The organism is Bacillus coahuilensis m4-4 (assembly GCF_000171615.1).
Taxonomy (GTDB): Bacteria; Bacillota; Bacilli; order Bacillales; family Bacillaceae_K; genus Bacillus_T; species Bacillus_T coahuilensis.
In genome coordinates, this window is sequence record NZ_ABFU01000026.3 from 1 (window position 1) to 18,845 (window position 18,845).

General features: G+C 36.3%; 23 protein-coding genes and 4 pseudogenes. 22 read left to right on the plus strand and 5 right to left on the minus strand.

Annotation, left to right across the window (positions count from 1 at the left end):
* Nucleotides 1-116: 116 nt before the first annotated feature.
* The gene (locus M44_RS05955) at nucleotides 117-506 is read right to left on the minus strand and encodes a DUF7147 family protein (protein ID WP_010171852.1); all 390 of its coding nucleotides are present in this window, start codon (nucleotides 504-506) and stop codon (nucleotides 117-119) included.
* A 161-nt stretch (nucleotides 507-667) separates the two neighbouring features.
* Here M44_RS05955 and M44_RS05960 point away from each other — a divergent pair, with 161 nt between their 5' ends.
* From M44_RS05960 to coaD, 3 genes are all read left to right on the plus strand, one after another.
* Nucleotides 668-1,903 (plus strand): hypothetical protein, encoded by a 1,236-nt coding sequence (locus M44_RS05960; RefSeq protein WP_010171853.1) that lies wholly within the window; start codon nucleotides 668-670, stop codon nucleotides 1,901-1,903.
* Nucleotides 1,904-2,277: 374 nt separating this feature from the next.
* Nucleotides 2,278-2,853, plus strand: a complete 576-nt coding sequence (gene rsmD / locus M44_RS05965) for a 16S rRNA (guanine(966)-N(2))-methyltransferase RsmD (protein WP_010171856.1) — start codon at nucleotides 2,278-2,280, stop codon at nucleotides 2,851-2,853.
* Nucleotides 2,853-3,347: a pantetheine-phosphate adenylyltransferase gene (coaD, locus tag M44_RS05970; protein WP_010171858.1), complete on the plus strand. Its 495-nt coding sequence runs from the start codon at nucleotides 2,853-2,855 to the stop codon at nucleotides 3,345-3,347. The genes rsmD and coaD overlap by 1 nt, the downstream gene beginning before the upstream one ends.
* Here the strand turns inward: coaD and ylbJ are convergent.
* The gene (ylbJ, locus tag M44_RS05975; RefSeq protein ID WP_010171860.1) at nucleotides 3,340-4,542 is read right to left on the minus strand and encodes a sporulation integral membrane protein YlbJ; all 1,203 of its coding nucleotides are present in this window, start codon (nucleotides 4,540-4,542) and stop codon (nucleotides 3,340-3,342) included. The two genes, coaD and ylbJ, sit on opposite strands and share 8 nt — an antisense overlap.
* A gap of 118 nt (nucleotides 4,543-4,660) precedes the next feature.
* On the opposite strand from ylbJ, the pseudogene M44_RS20750 reads away from it, so the two are divergent.
* Both M44_RS20750 and M44_RS05985 read left to right on the plus strand, forming a co-directional pair.
* Nucleotides 4,661-5,426: pseudogene (locus tag M44_RS20750) on the plus strand (patatin-like phospholipase family protein).
* Nucleotides 5,427-5,438: 12 nt separating this feature from the next.
* Nucleotides 5,439-6,476, plus strand: a complete 1,038-nt coding sequence (locus tag M44_RS05985) for a SepM family pheromone-processing serine protease (RefSeq protein ID WP_029326751.1) — start codon at nucleotides 5,439-5,441, stop codon at nucleotides 6,474-6,476.
* Between the two features lie 176 nt (nucleotides 6,477-6,652).
* On the opposite strand, the gene M44_RS20755 is transcribed toward M44_RS05985, so the two are convergent.
* Entirely contained in the window at nucleotides 6,653-7,618 is a 966-nt protein-coding gene (locus M44_RS20755; protein ID WP_010171863.1) for a nucleotidyltransferase, read from the minus strand.
* Nucleotides 7,619-7,626: 8 nt separating this feature from the next.
* Entirely contained in the window at nucleotides 7,627-7,728 is a 102-nt protein-coding gene (locus M44_RS29810; protein ID WP_155814913.1) for a nucleotidyltransferase family protein, read from the minus strand.
* Nucleotides 7,729-7,874: 146 nt separating this feature from the next.
* On the opposite strand from M44_RS29810, the gene M44_RS05995 reads away from it, so the two are divergent.
* The 6 genes from M44_RS05995 (at nucleotide 7,875) to M44_RS06010 (ending at nucleotide 10,142) form a co-directional block, all read left to right on the plus strand.
* Complete coding sequence (locus M44_RS05995) at nucleotides 7,875-8,414, plus strand: YceD family protein (RefSeq protein WP_010171865.1); 540 nt, start codon at nucleotides 7,875-7,877, stop codon at nucleotides 8,412-8,414.
* A gap of 77 nt (nucleotides 8,415-8,491) precedes the next feature.
* Nucleotides 8,492-8,665, plus strand: a complete 174-nt coding sequence (gene rpmF / locus M44_RS06000; RefSeq protein WP_010171867.1) for a 50S ribosomal protein L32 — start codon at nucleotides 8,492-8,494, stop codon at nucleotides 8,663-8,665.
* Between the two features lie 87 nt (nucleotides 8,666-8,752).
* A complete protein-coding gene (locus tag M44_RS26830) occupies nucleotides 8,753-8,890 on the plus strand; it encodes a hypothetical protein (RefSeq protein WP_010171869.1) in 138 nt (45 codons plus the stop codon).
* Nucleotides 8,875-9,192 (plus strand): enoyl-CoA hydratase/isomerase family protein, encoded by a 318-nt coding sequence (locus tag M44_RS24825; protein WP_010171871.1) that lies wholly within the window; start codon nucleotides 8,875-8,877, stop codon nucleotides 9,190-9,192. The genes M44_RS26830 and M44_RS24825 overlap by 16 nt, the downstream gene beginning before the upstream one ends.
* Complete coding sequence (locus M44_RS24830; protein ID WP_010171872.1) at nucleotides 9,189-9,497, plus strand: hypothetical protein; 309 nt, start codon at nucleotides 9,189-9,191, stop codon at nucleotides 9,495-9,497. Before M44_RS24825 ends, M44_RS24830 begins: the two co-directional genes overlap by 4 nt.
* Nucleotides 9,498-9,572: 75 nt before the next feature.
* Entirely contained in the window at nucleotides 9,573-10,142 is a 570-nt protein-coding gene (locus M44_RS06010) for an RsfA family transcriptional regulator (protein WP_010171873.1), read from the plus strand.
* A gap of 36 nt (nucleotides 10,143-10,178) precedes the next feature.
* Here M44_RS06010 and M44_RS06015 read toward each other — a convergent pair whose 3' ends face one another.
* Entirely contained in the window at nucleotides 10,179-10,631 is a 453-nt protein-coding gene (locus M44_RS06015) for an N-acetyltransferase (protein WP_010171874.1), read from the minus strand.
* A 161-nt stretch (nucleotides 10,632-10,792) separates the two neighbouring features.
* Here M44_RS06015 and M44_RS20765 point away from each other — a divergent pair.
* The 11 genes and pseudogenes from M44_RS20765 to rsmH form a co-directional block, all read left to right on the plus strand.
* Nucleotides 10,793-11,697 (plus strand): annotated as a pseudogene (locus tag M44_RS20765) (ATP-binding protein); the annotation flags it as partial.
* A gap of 36 nt (nucleotides 11,698-11,733) precedes the next feature.
* Complete coding sequence (locus M44_RS29315) at nucleotides 11,734-12,003, plus strand: hypothetical protein (RefSeq protein ID WP_337444039.1); 270 nt, start codon at nucleotides 11,734-11,736, stop codon at nucleotides 12,001-12,003.
* Nucleotides 11,996-12,160: a hypothetical protein gene (locus M44_RS29320; RefSeq protein WP_010171880.1), complete on the plus strand. Its 165-nt coding sequence runs from the start codon at nucleotides 11,996-11,998 to the stop codon at nucleotides 12,158-12,160. The genes M44_RS29315 and M44_RS29320 overlap by 8 nt, the downstream gene beginning before the upstream one ends.
* Nucleotides 12,150-12,362: an acyl-CoA carboxylase biotin carboxyl carrier protein subunit gene (locus M44_RS06025; protein ID WP_010171882.1), complete on the plus strand. Its 213-nt coding sequence runs from the start codon at nucleotides 12,150-12,152 to the stop codon at nucleotides 12,360-12,362. The genes M44_RS29320 and M44_RS06025 overlap by 11 nt, the downstream gene beginning before the upstream one ends.
* Nucleotides 12,359-13,905, plus strand: a pseudogene (locus M44_RS20770) (acyl-CoA carboxylase subunit beta). Before M44_RS06025 ends, M44_RS20770 begins: the two are co-directional and overlap by 4 nt.
* 181 nt (nucleotides 13,906-14,086) lie before the next feature.
* On the plus strand, nucleotides 14,087-14,632 hold the full coding sequence (locus M44_RS24835) for a 2-dehydropantoate 2-reductase N-terminal domain-containing protein (RefSeq protein ID WP_050770922.1): 546 nt from the start codon (nucleotides 14,087-14,089) through the stop codon (nucleotides 14,630-14,632).
* Between the two features lie 32 nt (nucleotides 14,633-14,664).
* Nucleotides 14,665-14,988, plus strand: coding sequence for a ketopantoate reductase C-terminal domain-containing protein (locus M44_RS24840; protein ID WP_081447423.1), 324 nt, complete (start codon nucleotides 14,665-14,667; stop codon nucleotides 14,986-14,988).
* A gap of 479 nt (nucleotides 14,989-15,467) precedes the next feature.
* Nucleotides 15,468-15,686 carry a hypothetical protein gene (locus tag M44_RS24845; protein ID WP_010171892.1) on the plus strand — a complete coding sequence of 73 codons (219 nt, stop codon included), beginning with the start codon at nucleotides 15,468-15,470 and terminating at the stop codon, nucleotides 15,684-15,686.
* A complete protein-coding gene (gene bshC / locus M44_RS20780) occupies nucleotides 15,661-17,091 on the plus strand; it encodes a bacillithiol biosynthesis cysteine-adding enzyme BshC (RefSeq protein ID WP_010171894.1) in 1,431 nt (476 codons plus the stop codon). Before M44_RS24845 ends, bshC begins: the two co-directional genes overlap by 26 nt.
* Nucleotides 17,092-17,784: 693 nt before the next feature.
* Nucleotides 17,785-18,216 (plus strand): division/cell wall cluster transcriptional repressor MraZ, encoded by a 432-nt coding sequence (gene mraZ / locus M44_RS06060; protein ID WP_010171897.1) that lies wholly within the window; start codon nucleotides 17,785-17,787, stop codon nucleotides 18,214-18,216.
* A 25-nt stretch (nucleotides 18,217-18,241) separates the two neighbouring features.
* A pseudogene (gene rsmH, locus M44_RS20785) lies at nucleotides 18,242-18,845 on the plus strand (16S rRNA (cytosine(1402)-N(4))-methyltransferase RsmH); the annotation flags it as partial.

Genomic DNA, 18,845 nt, shown 5'->3' on the forward strand with positions numbered 1-18,845 from the left:
GAAAGCGGAATCGGCTTGTCGCGGGCTAGCCGATATAGCTAGACAAGAAAAGCGGAATAGGTTCAGCTAAAGTATCCAAGTTATATTTTACTATTCATAAGGTTTTAACTTGATTTTTAAGACAACGCCGGGATAAAGCGGTTCATTCGCAGGATGCCAATTAAATATTGATAGTATAATTCTTTCTCTGCAAATGAGGTGGAGGGTCTTACTTCAAGTTCAATCATCTTTTTATTTAATCGGTTCGCTGTTTCTTGGAATAATTCGTATCTTCTACCTAAAACCTCATCTTTATGTGGTATTCCTTCTCTACATATGTATAAAGGTTGAAATTTCCCTTCCCCGGTTGGTTCCAACACAGTAACAAGCGATACAACTTTTCTATTATTTAATCTAGTGGTTAATGATAGTAAGTGAATAACTCGATCGTTGTTACGCTCAGTTATTTCACATAATTCAAATATATCTCCATATCCTTCTCCAAGCTCGATAAAACGTTGAATCATCTGATATCCTCCTCTATTATGGGATGTATCAATAGTTTACCATTATACCTAGTAGAAATCATGTAGATTTCTACCTTGCACTTTTTTTCATATTTTCACATTTTCATTTTATGCCCATTCCTATATAGTTATAGATAACAATACATTTTGTGAGGGTCATCATGAAAAAAAGCACATTATTATTTTTATTATTTCTTGTTAGCAGTTTATTAATTGGCTATCAGTGGTGGACATATTCAGAAAATACAGGTGAAATGTTACTAGAACAAAAAATAGAAGTAGAACATCAAAATGGAGAGTTACTGGTATCTCATACCTTTAATGGAGTAGGTGGAGGAACTCGCCTGTACATCCCAAGCACGATTCCTTTCTATACCTGCATAAGTGGTGAACAAAGTTGTGTAGGTACTATAGAGGGAGACTGGATTGTATTAGGGGAAGTTGAAGAGTCGGTGTCATTTTTTTATTCTATTGAAGAGAGTAAGCTACTAGTCTCGCCATTCATTCAGCCTCAAAAAGATTCCATTATTTCTTTACAAGTAAGTGAAGGTGTATGGAGAAATGGAGAGTGGATGTCAAATCTTTCACCTCAGCTTACTGAAGAGCTTGAATGGATTGATTATTATTCATTTTCAGGCCATTCTGACCAAGTATTTTTATACTGGGAAGAAGGGGAGTGGGATTACTCGAAAAGCTCAATAGGTTTGAGTGTATTCCATCCTGAAGATAGAACAATTGAGTTTCCTAGTGAAATCTTAACTGACTACAACCTAACAGCTATTATGACGACTAAGCAACAAGGTTCGTACGGAGGGTTTCACTTCATTAAAGACCAAAGCCAATTAGCCAATCTTCCATATGAAGATGTAAAGTTATTTACACAACAATCCTATACTATCGATGAAAATGCATTGTGGATCTTAGATTTTCTAGTTTCGCTCTCGTTAAAAAGTGAGAGTAAAGATACAAAAGCTAATTGGGCCTATAACCAGATGATGAATGATTTATCCCATGAAGAATTAGAAGCTTTTATTCAATCCCTAGAAACATATCAGGACTCCAATGAACAGGTTACCCCAGCAATCCTAGATAGGATTTTGACAGATTTGCGTAAAGGAGAAAGTGAATTTTTTAGTCTGGTTCACGCTGATCAAACTCCACTACTCTTATTTGAACTAGATGGACTACTCGAGATCAATACAAATGGAAAAGAAATTGTATACTTAAGAAATCAGTCTGAACGTTTTTATAATATAGCGGATATATTGACGGTGGCGAATATTCCTTATAAGGTATTTCCTAATGAAAAAATGATTGTAGCGTATGGGGAAGAGCGACAATATCGTTTTTACAAGAAAAAAATTATTTTGTTATTAATGAAGAAGAGTTTGGATTAGCAGAGGGTTCAGTTATCACCTATAAAGGAGAAATGTATACGAATACCCAATTTGCAAGTGAAGCGTTTAATATACAAATTGATTCGGAAAATTAAAAAAAACCCTGCAGAGCGAACTCTGCAGGGTCCTTCTATATCCTAATGGACAGAAGGCAAAGGGAGAGGAGAAACCGGAGGAAGAACTTATGGGGAAACGTAAGTCTTCTCCGCGGTTGGCAACAACATCAGCTTAGGATGTTGTTACTCACAGTATGACCCAAACACGTTCATTTATACTAAGGTTAATGATTTAATTCATTTTTAAAGCATAGCGTTACAAATTTACTTGTGATAGGATAAAGGGGAAGTTTATACATAAAATTTAGGTGATAGTGAATGAGAGTAATTTCAGGTACAAAAAAAGGCCTTAGGTTAAAAGCGGTTCCCGGTAGCGGAACTAGGCCGACAACGGACAAAGTGAAAGAAGCATTATTTAATATGATTGGTCCCTATTTTGATGGAGGAAATGCCTTAGACTTATTTGCTGGAAGCGGTGGATTAGGTATTGAAGCGTTAAGTAGAGGAATTGAACATGTCATTTTTGTTGATCGTGATCAAAAAGCCATTCAAACGATTAATCAAAACTTAGAATTCTGTAAAGTGGATACGTCCTCTTTCGAAGTATATCGAAATGATTCAGACCGCGCTTTAAAAGCGATTGCAAGAAGAGATATAACCTTTGACTTAATCTTTCTTGACCCTCCTTACAAGAAGTTGAAATACGTACAAATCTTGACAGAAATCTCTAAACATAAGATGATAGATGAAAACGGTTACGTAATTTGTGAGCATAGTTCTGAAGATAAATTACCTCATCGTGTTGAAAATTTAGTCACGACTAGAAGTGAAACTTATGGGACCATAACGATTACGTTATATAGAGTAGCTGACGAGGAACAGGGGGAGTCATGATGGGGAAGATTGCAGTATGTCCAGGAAGCTTTGACCCACTTACTTATGGTCATCTAGATATCATTACAAGAGGGGCAAAAGTGTTTAATGAAATTAGGGTTGTCGTGTTAAACAACTCTTCAAAAAATCCGTTATTTACAGCAGCAGAAAGAGTTGAACTAATTAAAGAAGCGACCAAACATTTACCTAATGTTCAGGTTGATACATTTTCAGGACTTTTAATTGATTATGCGAAGAGAGTAGGTGCTAGTGCTATTATCAGAGGACTAAGAGCAGTATCTGATTTTGAGTACGAAATGCAGATCACTTCGATGAATCGTGTTTTAGACGAAAATATTGAAACATTTTTTATCATGACTAACAATCAGTATTCATTTTTAAGTTCTTCTATTGTGAAAGAAGTAGCGAAATACAAAGGGGATATTTCTGAATTAGTACCACAAATAGTAGAAGAGAAATTGAAAGAAAAGTTTATGGAAGGAGCTTCTAATTAGAAGCTCCTTTCTTCATTTTTAATAAGTATAGGCAAATATAAATATATAGGGATGTTAAAGTAATCAACGGACCAAACTCTACGATCTGATAATAGATGGTGGGGTTCCACTCGAACATTTGAAACGCATGAATTGTCGTGGATGAATCAGGTAAGTAAAGAGGTTTCCACAATACGATCGTTAAAACACTAGCAAATAGGCCTTGTAAAATACGAGCAAAGAAAAAGGGTCGAAAACGAATATCCGTTTGAGCTAAAATACTTGCTACTTGAGCTTGTACACTGAAACCTCCGAACCCAAGAATAAAACTGGTTAAAATAGCTTTATGCAAAAGTGATGAATCTGTAACGTTACTAAGTAGCTCGCTACCTAATGTAATCTCAAACATACCTGAAATAAACGGTTGAGATAGTTGAGTAGAAAACTGAAGGGGCACTAAAATATATGTAAGTAAACGAGAGAAGAAGTCTGTAAAAGAAACTAAAAATAACAACTGATTTACTACGGAAAATAGAATGATAAAACCACCAATCATTAGCAGAGTTTGAATCGAGGACTGAACTGCATTGCCAAGGAGTGCTCCAAGTGGTTTGTTGTTTTCTAATCTTGTTTGGTGCATAGTCTGCATAGCTATTTTCAATGATGGTGTTTTCATACGAATTTTAACCGTTGACTCACTAGACCGTTTATAATACCTCATGCAAATACCCACTAACATGTTTGCACCATAGTGGCTAACGGCAAGAAGAATCCCTAGCTTTGCATCGTGAAAAAAACCAACGGCAACAGCACCGCATATAAATAGTGGATTTGAGCAATTTGTGAAAGAAGCTAACCGTTCAGCTTCTACCTGGGTCAACTCTCCTTCAGCACGTAACCTTGCGCTCAACTTTGCGCCTGCTGGAAAACCAGAAGCCATACCCATTGCCCAGACAAATCCACCATTGCCTGGAACATTGAATAATGGCCTCATAATAGGTTCCAGTAAAACACCAATAAAGCGAACGACTCCAAATCCAATGAGTATTTCTGCTATAATAAAAAAGGGTAATAAAGAAGGGAAGACAATTTCCCACCACATCTTTAAACCGCGACTAGAAGCTTGTAATGATTGTTCAGGAAAAAGGATTAAAGTGACTGCCAAGATAAGTGCCACCATTCCCATTCCCATACTTTTTAGGACGGAACTATTCAATATTGACCCTCCTGCACGTTCAATTTATTTTTATTGTGAGATTGTCCATAGTAATACATATACTCATACATAGAAAAAATAGACCATATTATATAGAAGAGACGGGGAGTGGGATCATATGAACAGACCAACTGTTGGATTGGCGCTTGGTTCAGGTAGTGCAAGAGGATTTGCTCATTTAGGAGTCATTAAAGTTTTTGAAGAAGAGGGTATTCCTATTGATTATATTGCAGGGAGCAGCATGGGAGCCCTAGTAGCTGCATTGTATAGTGCTGGACAAAATATAGACGATCTGTATAAATTATCAACAGGATTTAGACGTAAATATTTCATCGATGTTACCGTTCCTAAAATGGGCTTTATATCGGGAAATAAAATTAAAGAATTTATTAAATTATTTACCTATCATAAAAATATTGAAGACTTGGCTATACCCACTGCGATTGTTGCTACAGATCTTCAAAAGGAGAGAAGGTTGTTTCACTAAAGGGTCTATTGCTGATGCGGTTAGAGCCAGTATTTCAATTCCAGGAGTGTTTGTCCCAGAACGGATAGACGGAAGGCTCCTCGTAGACGGAGGAGTCATCGATAGAGTACCTGTTTCTGTAGTGAAGGACTTAGGAGCAGATATTGTCGTTGCAGTAGACGTGTCTGAAGTGAATAAGAATATAGAGATACAAACGATCTATGACGTTATTATGCAAAGTATCGATATCTTACAAGTAGAAATAATTGAAAATAGAGAGATAGAATCAGATGTTATGATTAGACCCTATCTTGTTGAGTTTAATGCACGTTCGTTTACAGATATTGAAGCGATGATAAGAGTTGGAGAAGAGGAAGCACGAAAGCATATAGACAAAATCCGTTCGTTACTTGAGTGAAAAGGAGTAGCTATGTCATTGAATAAAAGAACCGTTTCATATTTACTTATATTACTTATTACCACTTTAGTTATAACCATCCGTTTACCCTATTACATCTCACAACCAGGAGAAGCTTATCCTATCGCTCCTATAATTGAAGTAGAAGATGCTTCTAACACAACCAAAGGCAGCTTTTTGTTAACGACTGTAAGAATGGGACAGGCAAACTTGCTTACGTACACATATGCTAAGTGGAAAGATTACTATGAGATTTTTCCAGAAGAAGATATAAAACGACCTGAAGAATCAAACGAAGCTTTTCGTACACGTCAATTATTCTATATGGAAGATAGCACGAAAAATGCTGTAACGGTAGCTTATACATATGCAGGTATTCCAGTATCTACGGAATTTAAAGGAATATATGTTATGAATGTTTTAGAAGGGACCATGGCTTCTGAGAAATTAAAAGCAGGAGATCGCATCATTAAATTAAATGATGAAACGTTAACTTCATCCGACCAACTTATATCGATGGTAAATCAGAGAAGCGAAGGTGATACCATTACCATTACATTTATTAGAGAGGAAAAAGAGTATAGAGTACCAATTGAGCTTGCAATAATAAACGGGCAGACGGGAACTGTTGGGATTGGTATAGAACTGGTCGATCATGTAGAAATAGAGTCGGATAGAGACATTTCCTTTGAGACTGAAGCCATCGGAGGACCTTCTGCTGGGTTCATGTTCAGTTTAGAAATATACAATCAATTAACAGATAAGGATTTAACTAAAGGATACAAAATAGCCGGAACAGGGACAATTTCAGAAGATGGAACGGTTGGCAGAATAGGCGGCATTGAACAAAAGGTTATTGCAGCATATTCTTCAGATGCCGATATTTTCCTAGCACCGAATGATTCTGCTCCAGTTGGATCAGATGATTTTATTTCAAATTATGAAGCGGCAGTAAATACGGCTGCAGAGCTTGATATTGACATGGAAATTGTTCCGATTGAAACATTTGAAGAGGCGATTATTTATTTAGAAGGGCTAGAGCAGAGATAGTTTAAAAAAAGACCGATCCATTGGGATTGGTCTTTTTCTTATGAAGTTAAGTAAATATAACAGGAGGATGTTCCCGCTCTCTGTTCATAGAATCTAATCGAATGCGATCATCCTGTTCACCCATAGAATAGATGGTACTGACGTGATAATCTAAATGATTTTGAACCTTTAATTGACTATAATTTGTAATAAGTGGAACCTCTAGCTCCTTTTTTGACTGAGTGTAAATATTCTCTTCCAACCGAATTCATCCCAAGTAACCGTAGTGATGTAATGTGCATGTTTTGGTTCATTTTTTCTTTTGAGGTATGGGTTAAAATATGGAGAAGCATTCGTTGAATTCTTGTCCATGTATAACGTTTAGTTTTTACAAGGTTCATGAATTCTTGAAAACAAGTGGCTTGGTTGGCAAATTTAGATAAGCGGTTTTCAATTCCCTCTTCAACTTCATACATGTAGGAAAGCTCTTGAGCAGAAGTCGAGATAAGCTTGTACTGAAGAAATGGCCAATAATCTTCCCATGAGCGAAGTGTGTATGGATATTTATCGATCTCCTCAACTGTTGAGAGTGGTACTAAAGAAGTAATGGAATCTAAACGCCCATTATTCTCGTTCAACAACTTGCGTATTCCAGTAGCAGAAGCAAACTCAAATGAAATTGAATCTTCATCATGATATCCGGCTCCTTTTCTTTCTACAGTGTAAGGTTGAATCTGTGAGCCTATATCTTTAATGCTACTCACATAATGATATCCTAGTATATTATTAGGTTGTGATAAGTCTAGTATTCTAGATGTTGTAGCTAGAGACCTTAAAGCTAAGTTCTGGGCCTTAGGATAACTAATTCCTTCTTTTATAAAAGAAGAAATTAGTTGATTGTATTCTTCATCATACGTCTGTAAAAAAGATTTTGTTTTATGAAAGGCAGAAATATCCCCAGACTCACTTCCAAATGAGATAGACTTGCATTTCAAACTATGTAAGATCGTGACAGCCCCTCTAGCAAACACTTCCGCATGTTGAGTAGCAAATGCGTAAGGTAGTTCGATCACCAAGTCAGCTCCTCCTCTGAGTGCCATCCTTGTTCTTGCCCACTTATCTAGAATAGCTGGCTCTCCTCTTTGTAAAAAATTACCACTCATTACTGCGATTACACAATCCGCATTTTGTTTTTTTTCTTTGATTGTTGTAAATGGTATTGATGTCCATTATGAAAAGGATTATATTCTACAACCACACCAGTTGCATTCATTTCCTCACATCCTTTAAAATAGAGTTCACATCCGTTTAATTACACGTTATACTTAACAACTAGCAAAGTAAAGAGTGTAAAGAAAAAATATTGACAAAAGGTAGTAGTAAAGCTATAATTACCTTTGTTGCCTTGAGGTGAGTATAATGAAATGGTCGATCATACAACTACAGAAGTATCGAAGTGAAGGGTTAGCGATTGACGAACATGTGAATATGGACAGTGTGAAAAATATTGAAAAAGATATTCGAAGCCTTTCGCCATTCCATGTTACGGGTCACGCTGATATTCGTCCCAAACAAGTGACGTTTCACTTGAACATTAAAGGAGAAATGATTCTACCTTGTTCTAGAACCCTTGCAGATGTTCATTTTCCGTTAAATATTCAAACCACTGAAACATTTATCGTTGAAGATAACCTGTACGATGATGATACAGAAGTAGATGAAGTGCACAGAGTGAATGGTGAAGTAATTGACTTAACACCTGTCATAGAAGAATTGATTGTACTAGAAGTTCCTTTACAAGTCTTTAGCGAACAAGCGTTAGATGCTGAACTTCCTTCAGGCAAGGATTGGGAAGTAGTAACCGAGGAAAAAATTCAAGAAGATTCTCAAGATGAAGAAAAACAAAAAGTGGATCCTCGTCTTCGAGACTTAGCAAAATTTTTTGAAACTGATTCTTAAGAGAAGAAAGACGGACTGAGGAATTCTGAACGTTTTTCCCTTTAATGAGAAGAATCTCTTTTAAGGAGGTGGGAAGAATGGCTGTACCTTTTAGAAGAACATCTAAAACGGCAAAGAGAAAACGTCGTACACACTTCAAGTTAAGCGTACCTGGTATGGTAGCATGCCCAAGCTGCGGTGAAATGAAACTTGCTCACCGTGTATGTAAAGAGTGTGGAACGTATAAAGGTAAAGAAGTAGTTAGCAAATAATTAAATACTTCAAGAAAAAGCGCAAAGAGGCCATGGCTCTTTGCGCTTTTTTACTATGTACAGAATGAATGGTGGAAGGGGAAGGAAATGAACTGTTATGTAATGAGAGAAGAAAATGGAATACTGTATTTTATTTTAAATCAACCTAAAAAGCGAAATGCTATTAATAGCGACATGATGACAGGTTTGGAAATTTTTCTGGAAAAGGATTGGAGCAGCACATAAAGGGGTTATGCATTTCTGGTGAAGGTGACACCTTTTGTTCTGGAGGAGACCTAGCAGAGTTTCACAAGTTAAAAACAAAAGAAGAAGCTTTTCCAATGTTGTCAAGAATGGGAAAAATCTTATACACATTAGCAACGTATCCGAAGCCAACGTTTTCTTATTTGAATGGGACGGCCGTAGGAGGAGGAGCGGAACTAGCAATCAGTACGGATTTTAGAATCATGAAAAGAAACGCAAAGCTTGGATTTATTCAAGGTACATTAGCCATCACAACCGGTTGGGGGGCGGTTCCATACTTATGAATAAAATTGACCAAGGAAATGCCTTTAAATTACTAACTTCTGCAATAAAATATGATACGGATCATTTGATTCAAATGGGGGTTATCCAAGAGATAGTAGATTCACAATCTGAAGCAATCCAACTTGTGGAGCGCCATACGGCACTCTTTCCTAATGTGTTAATGGCATATAAATCTATCCTTTTAAACACGTTTCATTCTAAAAGCTTAGAACTTGCAATAGCTGATGAAATCAATAATTGCTCTACTTTATGGGGAGAGGAAGAGCATCACAATAAAGTGAGGTTATTCTTTACAAAAAAGTGATATGAAAATGTCTATCTAATCTATTACTCGCATAAGTATTTATAGGAATACAATTTTGTGAGGAGTGATAGAGATATGTCTTCAACAAGACAGGATTCATGGACGAAAGATGAAGACTTACTTTTAGCAGAAGTAGTTTTACGGCATATTAGAGAAGGTGGAACTCAGTTACAGGCGTTCGAAGAAGTAGGGAGAAGATTATCAAGGACTGGGGCAGCTTGTGGATTTCGCTGGAATTCCTATGTGCGTAAACAATACCGTTCAGGTATAGAACTTGCTAAGAAACAGAGAAAAGAATACAAGCAACAAAATCAGGTTGCGACTAAAATTGTATCACATAATGAAGAGACATCCTATCCATCTATATCTGATATCACTTCATACTTAAAACATTTGGAAGGCGTTAGAGAAAGGGAATATTCTCTTCTTAACCAAGTAAAGTTTTTAAGTGAAACAAACGAAACGTTAAAGTTTAATTATGAAAAGCTACTGTCAGAAAAAAAGCAATTAGAACAGAGCTTGAAAGAACTGAGAAGTGAGCATTATGCACTGTTAAGTGTATTAGACAAAGCTAGAAAGTTTGCGCATGACCAAGATATAGAAGAAGATAGATCTCACTCCACACTTTTAAATAGCAAAAAATAAAAACGCCTGAGAACAGGCGTTTTTTCTAGGAAAAGATTAGTTTGGTTCCCAAATCATTGGATTTTGTCCTAAGTCTCTTTCAATTTTGTAGCATGGTGCGATAAAACCGTTCTTTTCCCAAAAATCTTTTGATTTCATTCGAGAATTGGTTTTAATGGCAAAACCATAATCCTTAGCGTAACTAACCAAGCGTGTGCCTAGACCTCTAGACTGATAATCAGGTAAAACCTCAAGTTTCCATAGTTCTAGAAATTCTTGCTTTGTCTCAAACACATCACTATCTTCGCTTGCTCTTCTATATAAACTCATTCTAGCTACAAGTTTATCTCCCATGTATATCCCGTAAAAAGGAGACGAACTATTATTTTCAATAATATTTTCTTGTAAGTCTTCTAACATAGAAAGTTCTTGCTGACCATATTCGTGGAATTGCTTAAACTCTTCAAGAGTTTTGTAATTAATTTTTAAAGGCTCGACGTTGAAGGCCATTGTCATTCCTCCTTATATAAGATAAGGTTCATTTTTCTATTATAATAAGTATATACTAAAAACACAAAAAATTCTGCATTTTTTTGATAGCGTTTTCAAAATAGGGGAGGAAATTGAAGAATTTACTCGAATACGTAGGTGTAGGAAAGGGGAGGTGTTTTTTGTTTCAGAAAATATTAATAGCGAACAGAGGAGAAATTGCACTCCGAATAATTAAAACGTGCCGTAAGTTAGGGATTACATCTGTCATCGTATATTCAGATGAAGATGCAGAATTACCATTTGTTAAACAGGGAGATATAACAGTGAGATTAGGGCCTGGTCCTGTTCAACAGTCCTACTTATTACAAGACCGAATCATTGATATAGCGAAGGAGCAAGGAGTAGATGCTATCCATCCAGGGTATGGGCTACTCTCGGAAAATAGTGAATTTGCAAAGAAAGTTGAAGGTAATAACCTAACCTTTATTGGTCCTGATTCTAATGTAATTGAGTTGATGGGAGATAAGATTATTGCCAAGAAAACAATGAGAGAGGCGAATGTACCTGTCATTCCAGGAACGGATGAAGGTGTTTTGACTGTAAGTGAAGCACTAGAAGAGGCGAAACGGATAGGCTATCCACTTATGTTAAAGGCAAGCGGAGGTGGAGGTGGAATTGGAATGGTATTATGTGAAGATGAAGCGACTCTCAGTCAACAGTTTGAGTCCACTAGAAAACGAAGTGAAGCGTATTTTAAAAGTGACCGGGTTTTCTAGAAAAATATATTCCAAATGCACGTCATGTAGAGGTGCAAATTTTCGGAGACGGTAAAAGTACTCCCTTCCATTTGTTTGAAAGAAATTGTTCGATTCAACGCCGTAATCAGAAGGTGATAGAGGAGGCTCCATCTCCTGAACTCTCTAAGGAATGCCGCGAGAGGTTGTTTGAAGTTGCGGTTAATGCTGCCAAGGCTGTGCAATACAAAAATGCAGGCACAGTAGAATTTATTGTAGACGAAAAGGAAGAAGTGTACTTTTTGGAGATGAACACAAGGTTACAGGTAGAACATGCAATTACAGAAGAAATTACGGGTATTGATCTTGTTGAATGGCAGCTTTTAGTGGCGTGTGAAAGTACATTACCCCTCCAACATCAAAAGGACATTGAGCAATCAGGACATAGTATAGAGTTTAGAATATATGCTGAGGATCCCATAAAGTTTTTCCCTTCTCCTGGAACATTGCGACAATGTTCTTTTGAGGTAATACCAGGCATACGCATTGACTATGGCTATGCAACCGGTAATAAGGTAACACCTTTTTATGATCCATTGATTATGAAAGTTATTGCTCATGCTACTACCCGTGATGAGTGCATACAAAATGACTAAAAAATATTTAGCTACTATAGAAATCGAAGGTGTTAAGACAAATATACCTTTCTTATTAGATGTACTTCAAGATGAAGTGTTTTTAGACGGTAAGTATACGACAAAGTGGATAAATGATTATCAAAATAAAAAGGGGAAGATAAAACATGGACATTAAATCAACAATGGCTGGAACCGTATTATCAATTGAAATTCAATTAGAAGATAAGGTAGAAGAAAATCAAATTGTACTGAAGTTAGAATCCATGAAAATGGAAATACCGATTGAATCTACTGGCAATGGGGTCGTAAAAGAAATCATGGTACAAGTAGGAGATTTTGTTAATGAAGGAGATACCTTATTAAAATTAAAAGTATGAGAGGGGGGAATAAATTGAAAAAATCACAACAGTTACAATCTTTGGTAGAGAAAGTCAAGCAGGGTGGACAAGAGAAGTATCACCAAAAAAATAAGGCGCAGAACAAGCTATTTGTAAGAGAACGTCTCCAGTTATTATTTGATCAAGGAGAATATGAGGAAGAAGGGTTATTTGCTAATTGTTCGAAAGAGGAGTTACCTGCTGATGGCGTAGTAACGGCCATAGGTAGAGTGAACGGGCAAACCGTTTGTGTCATGGCAAATGATTCAACGGTTAAAGCGGGTTCTTGGGGAGCGAGAACGGTTGAAAAATAATTAGAATTCAAGAAATGGCGATTAAATTAAAAGTTCCTATGCTTTACTTAGTCGATTCGGCAGGGGCACGTATTACAGATCAGCTTGAAATGTTTCCTGGAAGGCGTGGAGCGGGTAAGATCTTTTACCAACAAGTTCAAATGTCTGGTATGGTTCCACAAATTTGTTTATTGCTAGGTCCATCTGCAGCTGGAGGAGCTTACATTCCAGCATTTTGTGATATTGTGATTATGGTAGAGGGAAATGCCTCTATGTATTTGGGATCTCCTCGGATGGCAGAAAAAGTGATAGGAGAGAAAGTAACGCTAGAAGAAATGGGCGGAGCAAGGATGCATTGTTCCGTAAGTGGATGTGGAGATGTATTGGTATCTTCTGAAGAAGAAGGTATTCAAAATGTCAGACAATATCTATCGTATTTTCCTGCTAACTTTGAACATTCCACACCAATAGTAGAGTCAAAACTTCCTAAAGTAGAAAAGAGCTAGAAGATATCATTCCTGCTCATCAAAATGCCCCATTTGATATGTATGATTGTATATATACCTTAATAGATGAAGATTCTTTTTTTGAAATGAAGAGATTATTCGCTCCAGAAATAATTACAGGTCTAGCAAGGATGGACGGAAAAGTTGTAGGAATTATCGCCAATCAACCAAAAGTAAAGGGAGGGGTCTTGTTCGTTGATTCAGCTGATAAAGCAGCAAAATTTATTTCTCTTTGCGACGCTTTTCATATCCCATTGTTTATTTTTGGCGGATGTTCCTGGGTTTATGATTGGTACAAGTGTAGAGCGAGCAGGAATTATTAGACACGGGGCTAAGCTTATTGCAAGTATGAGCTCTGCTACTGTTCCGAAAATCTCTGTAATTGTAAGAAAGGCATACGGGGCAGGGTTGTACGCCATGGCGGGACCAGCATTTGAGCCTGATTGCTGCATTGCGCTCCCTACGGCTCAAATCGCTGTCATGGGACCTGAAGCGGCTGTAAATGCAGTATATTCGAATAAAATTATTGAGATTCAAGACACAAAAGAAAAAATACAATTTATCCAAGAAAAACAAAAAGAATACCAAGAACATATCGATATTTATAAATTAGCTTCAGAATTAATCGTTGATGCGGTTGTTGAACCTAATAAACTAAGAGAGATCCTTATAACACGTTTTCATTATTATTCATCTAAAGATTTAACATTTAGTAAGAGAAAGCATGGTGTGTACCCAGTTTAAAAAGATGAGGTTACTTGAGTATATGTGCTCATGTTAACCTTTTTTTATAGGGGAATTTTCGTATGGATTTAAAAGAAACATGAATTTTGTATTAAATTTATCTACAAAATTTGATAAAATACTAGGTATTACAGTATTATTTGACAATTCTATCTAAAATTTATAAATCCTTGGAGGTACTATGAATATAGCCGTTATTGGGGCTGGCGCTATTGGGATGCTATGCTCCTATTATTTGGCTTCTACACATAACGTTACGTTAGTAACAAGAAGTGTAGAGCAAAGTGATAAAATTAATCAAGTTGGACTTACACTATATAGATCTTCTCATACATATACCTTGAAGAAAATGAACGCTATTCCTATCGAACTATTTACTCCTGAAAATATAGATCTAATGATTGTGACGGTTAAACAGCATCAATTAGAATCCCTCTTACCCACATTACAACTCATATCACAAAATACACCTTTACTCTTTCTCCAAAATGGAATGGGTCACCTTGAACTTTTACACAATGTATCATCTTCTACTATTTTTGCTGGGATTGTAAAGCATGGAGCCATTAAAGTGAATAGTCATACGGTAGAACATAGAGGTGTAGGAGATATAAGCATCGGTAGGATTAAAGGGAAACTCGACCTCCATCCTTTTGAAAGTAATACATCTGACTTCTTTCCTATAAAAATTGTAAATGATATTAGTAGAAGAATGGTGGAAAACTAGTTGTAAATGCCTGTATTAATCCACTTACTACCATGCTTCATGTTTCAAATGGAGAATTAGTATCGAACGTGCACTATCAAAAATTAGTCCAAGCAGTATATAGTGAATTAAATAAAATTCCTTTTATCAAGGAGAATGAAATTTCTTTGGATTCTGTGAATGAGGTGTGTCTGCAAACCTCAACCAATCTTTCTTCTATGTTAATGGATATCAAATATAAAAGGAAAACCGAAATTGATTCCATTGTAGGATTCGTTTTAAAAAAAGCAAAGAGTCAGCAAATTGATACACCGTACTTACAATTTTTATTTGATGTTGTGAAAGGGAAAGAAACACAAATTATAGAAAAGAGTTGAAGATATGATTGCAACGATTTTTTCCTCCGTATTAGCCATTTTCTTTTGTTTTGCCGTTTATTAGTTATTTAGTTCTGTTTCCACTTTTATATCAGTTAAMTAAAAATAAGAAAAAAAACCTTTTCATATAMCCATTGRTGTTWTGMCGATAATGATTWTTTTKTYTKTTYWTTTTWTTWTCTTGAGTATTKGGAAGGAATCGTACTTWTCCTATTWTTTTTTTATGTWTTTTTGTAGTAGGATTTATTTTTGTTTATTTTTTATTATCGAAAAAAAGCAAGAATTAGTCATCAGGAAAGGTGCTTAGAAGCTTTTGGCGAATCAATTTCTTCCTCTTCTCACTCGCGTACATTTTCTTAATTCTTTTTTGGTATTGGAAAAAAGATAGTAGAAGCGATCTAAATCTAGAGCAACTCTTTTTTCTTTCCTGTATGACTTTGGTATACTCATGACAGAATGCCATGAAAAGGAGTACCAATATGATAAAACTGGAAAGTGTTTCAGTTCCAGCTACTAGTCGCTTTGCTTCGTTGTACCAAGAACAAAAGCAACCTGTGGTTGATTATTTTCATTATCAGCTGAAGGATGAAACTGTATATGAAAACCGTTTAGCAGAATTAAAAAAACAAATCATTTCAACGAGAAAACTTAGTTCAAAGTATAAAGAACTATATGAAACCGTTCCCTACTTCAGATAAAGTAACGCAATCACTTGAAAAGTTACGTGGTGATGGAGTCGTCGTCATTGGAGGTCAACAAGCTGGAGTCTTCACAGGACCTCTTTATACGATCCATAAAGTAATCTCCATTATTAAGTTAGCGGAAGAACAGGAAAAGAAGCTAGGTCATCCTGTTGTGCCAGTGTTTTGGATTGCAGGAGAAGACCATGACTACGAAGAGATTAATCATATTTTTGTAAAGAAACAGGGAGAGCTTAAAAAAATGGGTTACCCCGATAGACTAATTGAGAAGAAAATGGCAACTCATATTACTATCGATAAAGAGAAGTTATCCCGCTTTACACATGAATTGTTCACTGAACTTGGAGAGAGAGAGGGTACGAAGAGCCTTCACAATATGATTCACCAAGCAATTGAATGTTCGAATACATTTGTTGACTTTTTTAGCTATTTAATCATGACTCTATTTAAGGATAGTGGATTATTACTAATAGATGCAGCTGATGCTGAGTTTAGAAAGCTTGAAATCCCACATTTTCAACAGCTTTTTAATCACTCCTCAAGCATAACGGAAGCGGTACTAGAGACTCAACAAAAACTACGTCAAGACGGGTTTTCTCCTATAATTGATGTAGAAGAAGATAGCATGAATCTTTTTTACTATCATGATCATGATCGAAAGCTATTAAAGAAAAATGACGAGAAAATCATGACAAAAGATGACCAAATCGAATGGGATTATCAGGAGTTGTATCAGCAAATCGAAGTTCATCCTGAAATTTTCAGCAATAATGTTGTGACTCGACCTATTATGCAAGAGAAAATGTTCCCAACCCTCGCTTTTATTGCAGGTCCAGGAGAAATGGCCTATTGGGCAGAGCTAAAAGATGCATTCGAGTGTGTTCAGGAGAAAATGCCTCCAATAGTACCAAGGTTATCCCTCACGCTAGTTGAGCCTCATGTTCATAAATTCTTGTTACAAATAGGTTTAACTCCTGATAAAGTCTTAATGGATGGAATTAAAGATAGTAGAGAAAAACTATTTCAAACTCACCGTGATGTCGAATTAGAACAACAACTTGAGAGTGTGAAAAATTATTTACAGGAGCAATATGAAACAATTGCGCTGAGAGGGAAAGAGCTTGATTTAGGATTAACACCAATCATAGAAAAAAATATCCATTTTCATACGCGTCAGCTTGATTTTCTTCTTGAAAAGGTACAAAAAAGCGCAAAGTGGAAAGACAAGATTTCTATGAATCACTTAGAGGAAATTGAAGTTGCTCTTAAACCTAATGGAGCACCTCAAGAGCGAGTGTGGAATGTTCTTTATTTTCTTAATAAGTATGGAGAAGACTTCATACCAATATTGATACAACAAGATCTTACGTTTGATGGAAAGCATAAAGTGGTGTATTTATAATTCCACACAGCATTGTTTACTGAACCTAGGGCATTTTTTCACTAGAAAATAGGTCAATCAGTCTAGTGGTAAGATCTTTTAACAGAATGACTGAACCATATAGGATCAAAAACTTTCATTAAAAAGTATACGGTTAAGATAAAAGAAGAGAGGGTGTCCCAAAAGTATAATCTTTTGGGAACACCCTCTTCTTTTTTCAACAAATGATCATCATTAAATAAGCCCGGTTGATTTCCGCGAAAGGTACTCCATTCTCCGGGGCGGAGGTGAGCCTCCTCATAAAATGCTGCGCATTTTATTCGTGCGGTGAAAACTCGAGGAAGCCTATTCAGAGGCATCGGGCAAGCCTTGTGGGGTCTCACCTTTTCCGCTATTTCCCTCGGGAGTCTCGCAACTGCAGCGAGTATCAACCTAATCAAAATGAACAGATGTGAAAATTCTAAATAATAATAAAAAAGAGGTGCCTCAAAAAAATCGTCTTTTAACGACCTTTTGAGTCAGCCTCTCTTCTTAGTTGACTACAATATTTACTGGATTCTATATTTTAAGCCATTTGTATGAGATTTTTGTGTCTCAATTATTAACGTCCTAGCATAAAAAAATGCATATACAATTTAATTTTATCTTTTTTTAAAAAAAGTGGTTAAAAGTGGGGGGATGTGGTACATTTATGATAGAAAGTGGGGATCTATTATGTTTATGGGCGAATATCAGCATAATATAGATCAAAAAGGCAGGTTGATCGTTCCCTCAAAATTTAGAGATAACTTAGGAGAATCCTTCGTTATCACAAGGGGATTAGATCAATGTTTATTTGGTTATCCCATGAACGAGTGGAGAATATTAGAAGATAAACTAAAGACCCTCCCACTAACAAAGAAAGATGCACGGGCATTTACCAGATTTTTCTTTTCAGGTGCATCAGAATGCGAAATTGATAAGCAAGGAAGAATTAACTTACCAACAAGTCTTGTTTCTTATGCGTCATTAGAAAAAGAATGTGTGGTCCTCGGGGTTTCCAATCGAATTGAGATTTGGAGCAAGCCGGTTTGGGAAGACTATTTCACAAACTCAGAAGATTCCTTTGCGGAAATTGCCGAGAATATGATAGGCTTTGATATTTAGTCTATTCGATTGGAAAGGTGAAAATATGTTTAACCATACAACTGTGTTATTACGAGAAACTGTAGATGAATTAAAAATAAAGCCAAATGGAATATATGTTGACTGTACATTAGGTGGTGCTGGTCACAGCGAATATTTGCTCTCTCAATTAGGTGAAGGAGGTCATTTATTTGCGTTTGACCAGGATGAAACAGCTTTACGTCACGCTGCAGAAAAATTAAATGCGTATAGTGACAAAGTGACCTATGTGAAAAGTAATTTTAGATATTTAAAATCAGAACTTACAAATCTTGGAGTTATGGGTGTTGATGGAATTCTTTATGATCTAGGAGTTTCATCTCCGCAGCTTGATACACCAGAACGAGGATTTAGTTATCATCATGATGCACCTCTTGATATGAGGATGGATCTCCAAGGAGCAGTAAGTGCATACGAAGTAGTGAACGAGTGGTCTTATGAGAAGCTTGTTCGAATTTTTTTCCAATATGGTGAAGAAAAATTCTCAAAACAAATTGCGAGGAAAATGAAGCTGCTAGAGAGGTAAATCTATAGAGACAACAGGTGAACTAGTTGAATAATTAAAGAGGAATACCTGCTCCAGCGCGTAGAAAAGGTGGACATCCTGCGAA

What these genes read in the sequence shown, in the direction of transcription:
- M44_RS26830 (WP_010171869.1), top strand. Translation starts at nt 8,753, where the DNA reads ATGAACTGTTATGTAATGAGAGAAGAAAATGGAATACTGTATTTTATT.
- M44_RS05960 (WP_010171853.1), top strand. Translation starts at nt 668, where the DNA reads ATGAAAAAAAGCACATTATTATTTTTATTATTTCTTGTTAGCAGTTTA.
- mraZ (WP_010171897.1), top strand. Translation starts at nt 17,785, where the DNA reads ATGTTTATGGGCGAATATCAGCATAATATAGATCAAAAAGGCAGGTTG.
- M44_RS05985 (WP_029326751.1), top strand. Translation starts at nt 5,439, where the DNA reads ATGTCATTGAATAAAAGAACCGTTTCATATTTACTTATATTACTTATT.
- M44_RS05955 (WP_010171852.1), bottom strand. Translation starts at nt 506, where the DNA reads ATGATTCAACGTTTTATCGAGCTTGGAGAAGGATATGGAGATATATTT.
- bshC (WP_010171894.1), top strand. Translation starts at nt 15,661, where the DNA reads ATGAAACCGTTCCCTACTTCAGATAAAGTAACGCAATCACTTGAAAAG.
- M44_RS06015 (WP_010171874.1), bottom strand. Translation starts at nt 10,631, where the DNA reads ATGGCCTTCAACGTCGAGCCTTTAAAAATTAATTACAAAACTCTTGAA.
- M44_RS05995 (WP_010171865.1), top strand. Translation starts at nt 7,875, where the DNA reads ATGAAATGGTCGATCATACAACTACAGAAGTATCGAAGTGAAGGGTTA.
- M44_RS24845 (WP_010171892.1), top strand. Translation starts at nt 15,468, where the DNA reads ATGATAAAACTGGAAAGTGTTTCAGTTCCAGCTACTAGTCGCTTTGCT.
- M44_RS24840 (WP_081447423.1), top strand. Translation starts at nt 14,665, where the DNA reads ATGCTTCATGTTTCAAATGGAGAATTAGTATCGAACGTGCACTATCAA.
- rsmD (WP_010171856.1), top strand. Translation starts at nt 2,278, where the DNA reads ATGAGAGTAATTTCAGGTACAAAAAAAGGCCTTAGGTTAAAAGCGGTT.
- M44_RS29320 (WP_010171880.1), top strand. Translation starts at nt 11,996, where the DNA reads ATGACTAAAAAATATTTAGCTACTATAGAAATCGAAGGTGTTAAGACA.
- M44_RS06010 (WP_010171873.1), top strand. Translation starts at nt 9,573, where the DNA reads ATGTCTTCAACAAGACAGGATTCATGGACGAAAGATGAAGACTTACTT.
- M44_RS29810 (WP_155814913.1), bottom strand. Translation starts at nt 7,728, where the DNA reads ATGAATGCAACTGGTGTGGTTGTAGAATATAATCCTTTTCATAATGGA.
- M44_RS20755 (WP_010171863.1), bottom strand. Translation starts at nt 7,618, where the DNA reads ATGAGTGGTAATTTTTTACAAAGAGGAGAGCCAGCTATTCTAGATAAG.
- rpmF (WP_010171867.1), top strand. Translation starts at nt 8,492, where the DNA reads ATGGCTGTACCTTTTAGAAGAACATCTAAAACGGCAAAGAGAAAACGT.
- M44_RS06025 (WP_010171882.1), top strand. Translation starts at nt 12,150, where the DNA reads ATGGACATTAAATCAACAATGGCTGGAACCGTATTATCAATTGAAATT.
- M44_RS24835 (WP_050770922.1), top strand. Translation starts at nt 14,087, where the DNA reads ATGAATATAGCCGTTATTGGGGCTGGCGCTATTGGGATGCTATGCTCC.
- M44_RS24830 (WP_010171872.1), top strand. Translation starts at nt 9,189, where the DNA reads ATGAATAAAATTGACCAAGGAAATGCCTTTAAATTACTAACTTCTGCA.
- coaD (WP_010171858.1), top strand. Translation starts at nt 2,853, where the DNA reads ATGGGGAAGATTGCAGTATGTCCAGGAAGCTTTGACCCACTTACTTAT.